This window comes from Actinomadura madurae (assembly GCF_900115095.1).
Lineage (GTDB): Bacteria > Actinomycetota > Actinomycetes > Streptosporangiales > Streptosporangiaceae > Spirillospora > Spirillospora madurae.
In genome coordinates this window covers 61,944-74,068 of record NZ_FOVH01000013.1, presented here as the reverse complement: position 1 = coordinate 74,068, position 12,125 = coordinate 61,944, and the positions used below count along the sequence as shown (strand labels likewise).

Genomic DNA, 12,125 nt, shown 5'->3' with positions numbered 1-12,125 from the left:
GGACCCGCGGACCCGGGGTCCGCGGGTCCGGCCGTGTCAGGCCGTCGCCCGCTTCGGGAGCTTCCACCCGGGACGGGGGAAGTGGCAGGTGTAGCCGTTGGGGTACTTCTGCAGGTAGTCCTGGTGCTCGGGCTCGGCCTCCCAGAAGTCGCCCGCCGGGGCGATCTCGGTGACGACCTTGCCGGGCCACAGCCCCGAGGCGTCGACGTCGGCGATCGTGTCCTCGGCGACGCGCCTCTGCTCGTCGCCGGTGTAGAAGATCGCCGACCGGTAGCTGGTGCCGATGTCGTTGCCCTGGCGGTTCTTCGTCGTCGGGTCGTGGATCTGGAAGAAGAACTCGAGCAGCGCCCGGAAGTCGGTCTGCTCGGGGTCGTAGACGACCTCGATGGACTCCGCATGGGTGCCGTGGTTGCGGTAGGTGGCGTTGGGAACGTCACCGCCGCTGTACCCGACACGCGTGGACACGACGCCGGGCTGGTGGCGGAACAGCTCCTCCATGCCCCAGAAGCAGCCGCCCGCGAGGATCGCCTTCTCGGTGGTCACGTCGTCTCCCTACTTGTCGTCGGTGTCGCTCGTGAACAACGTCCGGTACTCGCCATACCCTTCCTTCTCCAAGTCGTCGAGGTGGATGAACCGCAACGACGCGGAGTTGATGCAGTAGCGCAGTCCGCCCTTGTCGACGGGTCCGTCGGGGAAGACGTGGCCGAGGTGGCTGTCCCCGTGGAGCGAGCGGGCCTCCGTCCGGATCATCCCGTGGCTGGAGTCCTCGCGCTCGACGATGTCCGTCCCGTCGATCGGCCTCGTGAAGCTCGGCCAGCCGGTGTCGCTGTCGTACTTGTCGGCGGACGCGAACAGCGGCTCGCCGGACACGACGTCGACGTAGATGCCGGGCTCGTGGTTGTCCCAGTAGGCGTTGGCGAACGGACGCTCGGTGCCGCCCTCCTGAGTCACGCGGTACTGCTCCGGAGCGAGCCGCGAAACCGCTTCCGGGTTCTTGTGGTACTGGGTCTGCCGGGGCACAGCTCTCCCTTCCCGGCCTTGCGGCGTGAAGCTGGAACCAGGTGAGGTCCACCTGGACGCACATGTACAGACACTCCGCGGCCTGGTTCTATTCCCGTACAACTGGACTCCACGGTCCCGAACCAGGGTGCGATCGAGAACGGGCAACCGACGCAGGCCCAGGGTGGTGGAGGGTGGTGCGCGTATGCGGCGCCAGCTTGACATACTTGGACTGTCAAGTCCATTAGCGCAGGGGTGAACCGGATCTCCCCCTTGCACACGCGGACAGATAGGCTTCAAGTTGGACTCTGACGTCCAATCAATTGCGGTCTACTGAACACGCAGGTCAAGCAGTAGAGAGTCCCCAGCGTTCGTCATCTGGCAATACGGGATCATAGCGCCTTCGATCAAGCTCGTTTGTGATCATTTAAAGTGGACTTGACCGACCAGTTCTGGGACGACTAGGTTCAGGCCATCCGGCTGCGAGCCTTCCTTGGCGACGGGCTGCGAAGTCCCCCTGCGTCCGCGGGGAACCAATGCTGGTGAAGCGAGATGGCGAACAAGCGAGGACTGGATCGAGGGAGGGCCTGATGAAGGCGATCGTGGTGACGGACGAGGCCGCGGGGACGGCCGGGATGACGCCGGCGGAGCGGCCGGAGCCGGAGGCGACGATCAACGATGTCGTCGTTCAGGTTCACGCGTCGGGATTCACCCCCGGAGAGCTGACGTGGCCCGGCACCTGGACCGATCGCCTCGGCCGTGACCGGACGCCGTCGATCCCTGGGCACGAGCTGGCCGGAGTCGTCAGCGCTCTCGGCTACGGCACGAGAGGGCTGACGGTGGGACAGCGCGTGTTCGGGCTCGCGGACTGGACCCGCGACGGCACCCTGGCGGAGTACACGGCCGTCGAGGCGCGCAACCTCGCGCCGCTGCCGGGCGACGTCGACTTCACGGTGGGCGCGAGCCTGCCGATCTCGGGCCTGACCGCGTGGCAGGGACTGTTCGTGCACGGCCGCTTCCAGGTGGGGCAGAGCGTCCTCGTGCACGGTGCGGCCGGCGGAGTCGGATCGATGGTGGCGCAGCTCGCCCACCAGGCCGGCGCCTACGTCATCGGCACCGGACGTACCGCCGACCGGCAGGCGGCGCTCGACTTCGGCGCGCGGGAGTTCGTCGACCTCGACCACGACCCGCTGGGCGACGTCGGCGCGGTCGATCTCGTCTTCGACGTCATCGGCGGCGACATCGGGAAGCGGTCCGCAGGCCTGGTCCGTGCCGGAGGAATGCTGGTGACCGTCGCGGGCCCGCCCGAGGCGCGGCCGGCCGACGGTCTCGCGGTCGACTTCGTCGTCGAGGCCGATCGCGCGCAACTGGGCGAGATCGTCCAGCGGGTACGGGACGGACGACTGCGGACGAACATCGGCAACGTGGTGCCCCTCGACGACGCCGTCGCCGCCTTCAACCCGACCGAGCGTCCCAAAGGCAAGACGATTATTCGCGTTCGTCCATAGGCGCCGCTGCCACTCCAGGGGAAAGACCCCGTTCGGCCGCCGGGCGACGATCGGGCGAACGTCACGCGAGCGAGCGGCACGTGGTCGGGCGGGCGCCGATCTTTCGGGCCGGTAGCCTTGCCTTCGTGACCGGGTCAGGGAGTGCCGGGCAAGGGCCGAGGCTGACACGTCGCGGCGCGGCGACCAGGCGGCGCATCATCGAGGCCGCGGCCGAGCTCATGTACGTGAAAGGGGTCAGCTCGACCACTCTGGACGAGGTCCGCGCCGCGAGCGGCACGAGCAAGTCCCAGCTCTACACCCACTTCGCGGACAAGGAGCGGCTGGTCCGCGCCGTGGTCCAGCTCCGCGCGGAAGAGATCATGGAGCGCGAGCACGCCGCGCTGCAGCGCCTCAGATCGTTCAACGGCCTGGTCCGGTGGAGGGACGCGATCGTCCAGCGCAACGCACTGCAGAAGGGCGCGTACGGCTGCATCCTCGGTTCGATCGCCGGAGAGGTCTCCGACAGGGACGAGGTCGCTCGCCTCGCCCTCGCGAAGACCTTCGAAGAGTGGGAGAACCTCATCGAGGCCGGTCTGCGCCGCATGCAGGACGCCCGGACCCTCACGGCCGACGCCGACCCCAGGAAGCTCGCGGTGGGGCTGATGGCGGCGCTCCAAGGGGGCTACCTGTTGGCCCAGACCGCCCATGACGTCACCCCCATGGAGATCGCCCTCGACATGGCGCTGGATCACGTGAGGATGCACCTCTCGCCCTGACGGCCGCGCCCGAGCCCGGCGCGCTCGGGCTGCGGGCGACGCGGGCTCTTTCAGCCGTTCATCGGCTAGACGTCCATCGCCTGAGACCTGGCCGCCTCGGCCTTGATGAAGGCGGCAAGGCGGGCGAGTCCCGCGTTCACGTCCGCGTGCGTGAGGTAGCTCGTCGAAAGCCTGATCGTTCGGCTGCCTCCGCCCTCGGGATGGAAGTAGGACATCGGCGTCCAGATCACTCCGAACTCCTCGACCGATCTGGCCAGTGCGGCGTTGTCGGCGACGAACGGCGTCCGGACGGTCAGGAAGAAGCCGCCGGTGGGTTCGTTCCAGCTCACCCCGAGCCGGGCCCGGAGCTCGGCCGGGAACTCCCGGGCCAGGCCGTCCAGCACGTACCGCATGGTGTCGCCATAGTGCGCGGCGGTCTCGACGTTGAGGTCGGAGACACGGCCGCCGACCGAGAGCAGGGCGCCTGCCACCGCGGCCTGGCTCAGCGCCGAGGTGTTCACGGTGACCATGCTCTTGATCTTCGCCAGCTCGTCGGCGAGCAGGCCGGTCGTCCCGTCGTCCCTCACCACCGGCTGGTCGGCGATCACGTAGCCGACGCGAGCGCCGGGAAAGACGGTCTTGGCGAAGGAGCCCAGGTGGACGACCCGGTTGTGCCGGTCGAGGGACTTCAGTGTCGGGACCTGGACCCCGGGACTGACCAGCCGGTACGGGCTGTCCTCCAGGAGGAGCACGTCGAGCCGTTCGGCCAGGTCGAGAAGTGCGTGCCGGGTCTCCAGCGGCAAAGTGACACCGGACGGGTTGGAGTGGTCCGGGATGACGTAGAGCGCGCGGGGGCGGCGGCCCCGCGCCCGCTCGGCCATGATCGCGGCCTCCACATCGGCGCACGCGAGCCCGTCCGGCCCCTCCGCCACGGCGGCCACCTCGGCCCCCAGCAGCCTGGCCGCTCCGACGATGCCCATGTAGCTGGGGCTGGAGACGAGCAGCACGTCGCCCTGACCCGACATCAGCGCGCGAAGGGCGAGGAACATCGCCTCCTGGCAGCCGACGGTGACCACGATCGAGTCGGGCGGCACGTCGATCCCCTCGTCCTGGCGGACCGCGTCGGCGATCAGGTCGCGGATCAGTCCGGCGGACGGGCCGTACTGGAAGACCGTCTCGCGAACCTTGGCGGGCGACCGCCCCTCGTCCTCCAGATAGGTCAGGTAGCGGCGCACGTAGGTGAAGATCTGCTCGGTGTCGAAGAAGCCGTCGTACGGCCTGCCCGGGGCGAAGGACACGGCGTCGGGGTTGCGCAGCGTCACCTCGTTCAGGAAGTTCATCGTGTCCATGACCGGATCCGCGACGCTGGAATGCAGGTCCGCCATGCGCAGCACGGCACCGCGGCCCGGCCGGTGGCCCGCCGCCTCGCCGCCCGCCTCGACGAGATCGGGGCCGATCTCGGCGATCGTCGCGACGCCGGCGGCCCTCATCTCGGCCCTGAGCTCCTCGACCAGGACTCTGAGCACCTGTTCCACACCTTCGGCGGCGCCGACCGTCAGGCCGTGCAGGACAGGACGGCCGACGAGGACCGCGTCGGCGCCGAGGGCGAGCGCGGCCAGCACGTCCCGGCCGCGCCGGACGCCGCCGCCGAGAAGGACCGGCACCCGTGCGTTCGCCACGGCCGCCACCCCGGGCAGGAGGCTGAGCGTGGCCGCCACGCCATCGTCCCGGTGAACGCCGTGGTTGGAGACGATGACGCCGTCGGCGCCGGTGTCGATCGCGCGCTGAGCGTCGGCGCCCGTCAGGACGCCCTTCGCCAGGATCGGCAGCGAGGTCAGTGAGCGCAGCCGTCCCAGTTCGGCCCAGTCGAGGGCGGGATCGGCGGCGGAGTCGGGACCCGCGGCGCCGACGGCGAGGACGACCGCCTCGAAGCCCGCGGTCTCCGCTCGTCCGAGGAGATCCTCGTTCACCGAACGATCACGGGCACGGCGGGTCTGGAGCCAGAGCGGGACGCCGCTCGCGGCGGCGAGGTCCTCGACCGGATGGGCGGCGGAGGCGCCGACCACGACCGGAGCCTCCGCGACGGCCTCCGTCCCGCGGATGACGCCGAGTTCCCCGGACTCGTGTCCGAGGGCCACCTGCGCCGGCGGGGCGGCACCCACCGGCGCGTCCCACACCCGGCCAAGGATCTTGGTGGTGGTGTCCGGGCGGTCGGGCGGCCCGCCCCGGGCGGGGAGACGCATCCGCACGCGCTCGAACGCGCCGAGGTTGGCCGCGAGCGCGCGCCGCTCGCGGTCATCGCCCTCGAAGACGTCCCAGGTCGCCGGAGAGGTTCGCGCCCGGGCCAACCGCATGAAGTCGTTCAGGGACCATTCCATTATTCGCCCTTTGCGGGAAAGAGTCGCGAGTCCCACGAATTGTTTCACCGCCGCCGAACGTCCACCAGGACGTACGATCGTTCATTCGAAGGCAATCTGCGACGCCGGACGGAAATCAGGTGTCCAACCGGCGCACGGCGCCGGTTGGACACCTTCGAGACGACCGCCGGCACCCCTGACCACTACCCTGTCAGGGCCGCCAGGTGCTTCGGAATTACCGGTCAGGGCGGTCATGTAGCAGCGCGATCGGTGCATGGGAGTGTTCTCTGTGACGGAGTTTGGCAGGATTCTGCAGTTCGACGCCGCTCGCGGCTACGGGTTCATCGCACCCGACCGGGGCGGCGCCGACGTCTTCGTCCATGTGAACGAATGCGAGGGCGACCAGTCGCGCTTCACCCCCGGAGCGCGGGTGAGGTTCGAGGTCATGGACGGCGACCGGGGAAAGAAGGCCTACTGCGTCGGCGTGGTGGCGGAGGCGACCTCTTCGGGTAACCCCGCCGAGCACGACGAGGACTCCGAATTCTGCGATGTCCTGACCATCGGGGAGATGCGCGCCACACTTACCGACATGCTTCTCCGGCTTTCTCCGGAACTGACCGGATCCCAGATCGTACGGCTTCGCGACGGTTTCCTGGCCCTCGCACGCGAACGCGGCTGGGTGGAGGGTTAGCTCAACGCCCGGAGCGGCCCGGCCCCCGGCCGGGGGCCGGGCCGCCCATCCTCATCGGTGCTCAGCCGACGCTTTCGCAATTCTCGGAGGAATGTGTCGTCTCCAATTGCTGCAGCTCCGCCGCGAACGACTTCAGGACGGAGGCGTAAGCGTGGCTCAGCTCGGCCATCGAGGACAGGCAGTGCGGGGGAAGGCCCTTCTTGATGGTCTCCTCGTGACGCACGACCGCCAGGCACGCCTCGAACATCCGCAGCAGCGCCCGGCCCGCCTCGGTGAACCGCAGGGAGGGATCCCTGCGGAGCCGTTCGAATCCGGTGACGAGTTCCGCGATGACCGTGATCGACGGCGCCATCGGCACGGGATCCCCGAGCTCGGCGGGCTTCCCGGTCACGGCCTCGGATTCGGCGGCCTTCGCCCTGGCGCCATGCCGCGGCAGGACCGGATCCTCGCCGCGGCGCACCCTGTCGCGCACGTCCGCGGCGGTGGCGGGAGAGATGCCGGCCTCCCGGGCGATCCGGCGGAGGGAGGCATCCGGATCGCGCGCGATCAACTTCGCCGCCCGCTCCCGGCCGGCCGACCCGTCGACCGGCCGGACCCTGCCGTCCCGGCCGATCCTGACGGCGGGCTGCGGGATGTCGCCGGCCACCTGTCTCCGCAGCCGGCCGACCTTCTTGTTCGACATGCCCACCACGATCGCGACCATGCGGTCCGACCACTCGGGATGGGTGACGAAGATGCGCTCGGCCGCGGCCATCCGGTCCCGCTGCGACAGGGGAAGGCCGTGCTGGATGTTGGCCGCGACCGAGAGCAGGAACACGTCGGCCTCGGTGCCATGGAAGAAGCGAGCGTCGATCTCCTCCTCACCGCGGAGGATGGCGGCGCGCAGGCGGTGCATGCCGTCGATGACCCGGCGCGACGGCAGGTGCACCACGATCGGGGGCAGAGCGCCGCCCGCGTCGGCGAGCACGCGCACATGCTCGGCGTCCTCGCCCTCCAGCCGCGGCGATCCCGCCGTCACCAGCGATGCTATCGGTATTCGCGCCACCGCCGAACGCTCGATGCCTTCCTGCTGAACGGAGAGATGCCTGACGAGCGCGTTCTCACTCGAGAATGTTCCACCTGCGTTTGCCTCACGTCCAGTACCGTCCACACCGACCAACCCCAACCAGGAAGATGAAGCCGCCCACACAGCAGACTCATTCACCGTTCACTGCACTGAGGCCCGCTGTTGGGAGCCCACGAGCGACCCGATGCGGAAATGGGTACTCGAAGAACAGCGTCCGGTTACTCTGATCGAACAGGCCCATGAATGGCCGACCACGTGCGGAGCCGCGTGTGGGAGCCGGACTCCCGTCCGCCCGTCCCCCGTCTTCCCTCCAGTAGATTGCGCCCCGCCGCGATCTTCACCCGACGTTACCGAGACCACCCTTACCGATGGCTAACCGAACAAGAGCCGAATGGTTAGCCGACTTCCACGGACCATCGAATGGTCGCCGGACGCGATCCGATTGTCACCGGGCGTACACGGTAACCGCATCGAGAGTGAATGCGGCCGCGCGTGCACCGGGCTGCCCCGAACGGGTGTTTATGGTCAGCGAACTGATCTGATCGGTTTGACCAGAAGTCCGCTGACCACCGCCATGACGGCCGCCAAAAGGAACAGAAGCGTGTAACCACCGAGGCCGACGCTCGCGATCGCCACGATCGGAGCGACCACGACGGCACTGCTGCCCGCCATGTTCATCGTGCCGAGGTCTCTGCCCCGGTCCTCGTCGTTGCGCAGGAGCTGGGTCACGAGCGCCTGCCCGACCGCCAGATGGGCGCCGTAGCCGGCGCCGAGCGCGGTGGCGGCGACGACGGCCACCGTCCAGGTCGGCACCGACGCCATCCCGGTCAGGGCGACGGCCATCAGCAGCGCGGCGGCGACCACGAATATCCTGCGCCGTTCCAGGCGGTCGGACAGGCGGCCGATCAGCAGGCCCACCAAGACGATGCCCGAGGTGAACAGCAGGCTGAGCACCGCCACGCCCTCGGCGGGGTCATCGACCCGGATCTCGTCCCGGAGAAAGTAGAGCAGATAGACGGTGGCCAGTGACGTCGCGAGCTGTGCCGCGAAGCGCCCGGCCCACGCCCAGGCGAATTCGGGCCCCAGGGAGCCCGGATCGGGAAGCCGCCGTTGCCGCCGCTCCGCCCGCGCCGGCGCGGGCACGTCCCGCCCGATGAACGCATAGGGGACGGCGAGCAGCACCGCCAGCCCGGCGACCAGTGGATAGGCGTCCTCGATGGAGAGGCTCGACACCAGCAGCGTCCCGGCGACCAGTCCCACCGGCTGGGCGAGGTCGACCACGGCGAACACCGTGCCCCGGCGGTTCACCTCCACGCGGTCGGCCACCACGGCGCACACCACCGCGTGGACGCCGCCCGTACCGCCGTGCACGAGCGCCCAGCACAGGCCGACGCCGAGGAGCGACGACTGCAGGGGAAGCGCGAGCAGCGCGACCGCGCACACCGCGGAGCCGCCGATGATCCAGGAGCGGCGCCGGCCGAACCGCCACCGGGTGCGGTCGGAGAGCACGCCCATGAGGGGAGCCGAGACGACGGCCGCCGAGGCGCCCGCGGCGGTCACGATTCCGAGCGCCAATTCCTTGCGCGCGGCGCCGATGACCTCGATCTGCGAAGGCAGCAGGACCTGCGCGGACGCCAGCAGTCCGAGCCACGATCCGAGGGTGACCGCGAAGAGCGCGGCGATCCACGAATATGAGAATGAAGCGAATGGTGGACTTTTCTTGGCGGGGGACGACGTTAACACAGGGGGATGACGCATTGGGAGCCTACAAACCCCGTACCCTCGACAGCATCGTATGGGCGCCGCTCGAATCTAGCACAGCCCCGGCAGGCCCATAACCCATTACCCATGAGCCGGTCAGACGCGCCCTGGCCCATTAAGGTCCGACCTCATCGCACATTACTGAGCTTCGGGAGACGGCGATTCATCACGGAAGTCGACGCGCTCCCGCAGCCGCTCTTCGGCGGTGTGCTCGACGCGGGCCATGGTCAGCCGCAGGACCGGCGGGGCCATCACCGAGGTCACGATCGCGACCAGGACGATGATGGTGTACGCCTCGGGCCCGAGCACGCCGAGCCGCAGCCCCACCATCGCGATGATCACCTCGATGACGCCGCGGGCGTTCATCCCGGCGCCGAGGGCGAGCGCCTCCCAGTGCCCGATCCGGCTGGCCCGGGCTCCCAGGTACGCACCCGCGAACTTGCCGAGGACCGCCGCGAGCAGCACGCCGAGCCCGGCCAGCAGGACGCCGGGCCTGGCGAGCGCGGTCAGGTCCATGCGCAGCCCGGCGGTCGCGAAGAACACCGGCGCCAGCACCGACAGCACCACCCCGCGCAAGGGGGCCAGCCTGGCGGGATCCAGCCCGCAGCTGCTGATCACTATCCCGCACACGAAGGCGCCGAGCACGGCCTCCAGCCCCATCGCCTGCGTGCCCGCCGCGGCCAGCAGCACCAGGGCGCTCACCAGCGCGAGCGTGACGCCGTCCCCGCTCGCCCGATCGTGGCGGTCGGAGGCCCGGAGCACGGCCCGGATCAATGGGCGGACCGCCGGCGCGCAGGCGATGGTGAGCACCACGTAGCCGATCGAGAGCGCCACATGGCCGGCCTGCACGCCGCCGGTGGCCATCGCCGCGACCACCGACAGCAGCAGCCACCCGACGATGTCGTCGATCATCACCGCGCACAGGGTCAGCTGCCCCACGTTGCGGTGCAGCAGGCGCATCTCCATCAGCGTCTTGGCGATGACGGGGATCGCGCTCACCCCCATCGCCACGCCGAGGAACAGCGCGAACGTGCCGCGGTCGGCCGTACCGGGCACCAGCGAGGCGGGCAGGACCAGCCCCACGACGACCCCGAGCCCGAGCGGGACCGCCACTCCGGCCGCGCTGACCCGGGCGGCGGTCGTCCCCCTCCGCCGGACCAGGCCGAGGTCCATGTGCGCACCGGTCAGGCCGACCAGCAGGAGGACACCGATCTGTCCCACCGCGTCGAGCAGGTGGAACTGGGCGGTGTCCTGCGGCAGGAACCAGTCGTAGAAGCCGGGCGCCAGGTTCGCCAGCACCGAGGGACCGACCAGCACGCCCGCGCACAGCTCCCCCACGATCGCCGGCAGCCCGAACCGGACCGCCACCCTGCCCAGTCCCACCGCGAGCGCGAGCAGTGACCCGACTTGCAGCAGGAAGAGCAACAGGTCATGGGGGCTGATCGGCGCCACCGGACCAACCGCGACTGGCATGGAGTTCCCTTCACCGGGACTCCGCGAGCCACCGGGCCGGTCGGACGTGTGCGGGTCAGGCGCTCGGGTGGGTCCAGTGCAGCCCGTCCGGCGTGCTGACGAGCCCGTCCGGGAAGAGCGGCGCCGGCTCCACGCCCAGCAGGACCTCCGCCTGCATGTTCGCGCTCTCGGCCATCGCGTTCGCCACCACGGGCCTGCCGTGCAGGTCGCCGGAGTCCGTGCCGCTCCGGCCGGCGGCCGCCAGTGCCTCGGTCCCGCTCACCAGCTCCTCGGAGACCGACTGCGGCGTGGCGTCGATCACGTCGCCGGAGGCCAGCCCGCCGACGAGCTCCACGAAGGCCTCCAGCTCCGAGTCGGGATAGTTCGTCACCTTCTTGGCCGCCCAGAAATAGGACCGCTCGTCCGCCTGCATCCCGTAGAAGGAGACGAGGAACTCGTAGAAGACGCCGTACTCTCGCCGGTAGCGGCGTTCGAACTCCTGGAACGCCTCCTTCTCCCCGACCGTGCCGGCCAGGCAGCTGTTCACGGAACGCGCGGCGAGCAGCCCGCTGTAGGTCGCGAGGTGCACCCCCGAGGAGAAGACCGGATCGACGAAGCAGGCGGCGTCCCCGACCAGGACCATGCCCGGCCGCCAGAACCGGGTGTTGCAGTACGAGTAGTCCTTGCGCACGCGCAGTTCCCCGTAGGGGCCCGACGTCACCCGCCGCGCGCCGGCCAGGTACTCCTTGATCAGCGGGCACGCCTCGATGAGGCGGTTCAGCGCCGCCTCCCGGTCGCCCTGCACCTTGCTCGCGGCGTCCCGGTGCACGACGGCTCCCACGCTGGTCAAGGTCGGCGAGAGCGGGATGTACCAGAACCAGCCGTCCTCGAAGGCGGCCGACAGGATGTTGCCCGAGTTGGGGGCCGGCAGGCGTTTGCCGCCCTCGAAGTAACCGAAGAGCGCGAGGTTGCGGAAGAACTCCGAGTAACGTCGCTCCCCTCCGACATGGCGGTAGGTGCGGCCGGTGTTGCCCGACGCGTCCACCACGAATGCCGACTCGACCGTGTGCTCGTTCCCGTCAGCGTCGACATAGCGGACGCCGCCGATCCTCCCCTCGTCCTCGAGCACGCCGATCACGGTGCTCTCCTCCCGCACCTCGACGCCGTGCCGGCGCGCGTTGTCCAGCAGGATCTGGTCGAACTTCATCCGTTCGACCTGGTAGGCGAACGACGTCGGGCCCGCGAGCTTCGGCGAGACCGCGAAGCTGAACGTCCACGGCTCGGGATTGGAGCCCCAGCGGAACGTCCCGCCCTTCTTCCTCGTGAACCCCGCGCTCCGCAGTTCCTCGTCCACGCCGAGCAGCCTGGCGATGCCGTGCGCCGTCGCGGGGAGCAGCGACTCGCCGATCTGGTAGCGCGGGAACGTGTCCCGTTCTAGGAGCAGGACCCGGTGCCCCTGCTTCGCGGTCAGGGTGGACACGGTCGACCCGCCGGGGCCGCCGCCGATGACCACGATGTCGAAGCTCTCCGCCGTGGATGAACTCACTTCTCCTCCAG

Annotated in this window: 10 protein-coding genes; 3 read left to right on the top strand and 7 right to left on the bottom strand. The window is 69.7% G+C overall.

Features of this window, described 5'->3' with window-relative positions:
- Positions 1-36 precede the first annotated feature (36 nt).
- Positions 37-543, bottom strand: coding sequence for a peptide-methionine (S)-S-oxide reductase MsrA (msrA, locus tag BM339_RS31175; protein WP_021592455.1), 507 nt, complete (start codon positions 541-543; stop codon positions 37-39).
- Positions 544-552: 9 nt separating this feature from the next.
- Positions 553-1,020: a peptide-methionine (R)-S-oxide reductase MsrB gene (gene msrB / locus BM339_RS31170; RefSeq protein ID WP_021592454.1), complete on the bottom strand. Its 468-nt coding sequence runs from the start codon at positions 1,018-1,020 to the stop codon at positions 553-555.
- Between the two features lie 569 nt (positions 1,021-1,589).
- Between msrB and BM339_RS31165 the strand changes: the two genes are divergently transcribed.
- Together BM339_RS31165 and BM339_RS31160 are read left to right on the top strand one after the other, a co-directional pair.
- Positions 1,590-2,507 (top strand): NADP-dependent oxidoreductase, encoded by a 918-nt coding sequence (locus tag BM339_RS31165; protein ID WP_075023195.1) that lies wholly within the window; start codon positions 1,590-1,592, stop codon positions 2,505-2,507.
- 125 nt (positions 2,508-2,632) lie between these two features.
- Complete coding sequence (locus BM339_RS31160; protein WP_075023316.1) at positions 2,633-3,262, top strand: TetR/AcrR family transcriptional regulator; 630 nt, start codon at positions 2,633-2,635, stop codon at positions 3,260-3,262.
- 65 nt (positions 3,263-3,327) lie between these two features.
- Here the strand turns inward: BM339_RS31160 and BM339_RS31155 are convergent, their stop codons facing one another.
- Complete coding sequence (locus BM339_RS31155) at positions 3,328-5,619, bottom strand: aminotransferase class I/II-fold pyridoxal phosphate-dependent enzyme (protein ID WP_075023194.1); 2,292 nt, start codon at positions 5,617-5,619, stop codon at positions 3,328-3,330.
- A 268-nt stretch (positions 5,620-5,887) separates the two neighbouring features.
- On the opposite strand from BM339_RS31155, the gene BM339_RS31150 reads away from it, so the two are divergent.
- Positions 5,888-6,289, top strand: coding sequence for a cold-shock protein (locus BM339_RS31150; protein WP_143118679.1), 402 nt, complete (start codon positions 5,888-5,890; stop codon positions 6,287-6,289).
- 61 nt (positions 6,290-6,350) lie between these two features.
- Here the strand turns inward: BM339_RS31150 and BM339_RS31145 are convergent, their stop codons facing one another.
- From BM339_RS31145 to BM339_RS31130, 4 genes are all read right to left on the bottom strand, one after another.
- Entirely contained in the window at positions 6,351-7,307 is a 957-nt protein-coding gene (locus BM339_RS31145) for a ParB/RepB/Spo0J family partition protein (protein ID WP_021592449.1), read from the bottom strand.
- A 573-nt stretch (positions 7,308-7,880) separates the two neighbouring features.
- Complete coding sequence (locus BM339_RS31140; protein ID WP_075023192.1) at positions 7,881-9,098, bottom strand: MFS transporter; 1,218 nt, start codon at positions 9,096-9,098, stop codon at positions 7,881-7,883.
- 156 nt (positions 9,099-9,254) lie between these two features.
- A complete protein-coding gene (locus BM339_RS31135) occupies positions 9,255-10,589 on the bottom strand; it encodes a cation:proton antiporter (protein WP_075023191.1) in 1,335 nt (444 codons plus the stop codon).
- A 55-nt stretch (positions 10,590-10,644) separates the two neighbouring features.
- Positions 10,645-12,114, bottom strand: coding sequence for a tryptophan 7-halogenase (locus tag BM339_RS31130; protein WP_075023190.1), 1,470 nt, complete (start codon positions 12,112-12,114; stop codon positions 10,645-10,647).
- Between the last annotated feature and the right edge of the window lie 11 nt (positions 12,115-12,125).

Excerpts from the sequence above, each read along its gene's own strand:
- BM339_RS31165 (WP_075023195.1), top strand. The coding sequence starts at position 1,590 with ATGAAGGCGATCGTGGTGACGGACGAGGCCGCGGGGACGGCCGGGATG.
- BM339_RS31155 (WP_075023194.1), bottom strand. The coding sequence starts at position 5,619 with ATGGAATGGTCCCTGAACGACTTCATGCGGTTGGCCCGGGCGCGAACC.
- BM339_RS31135 (WP_075023191.1), bottom strand. The coding sequence starts at position 10,589 with ATGCCAGTCGCGGTTGGTCCGGTGGCGCCGATCAGCCCCCATGACCTG.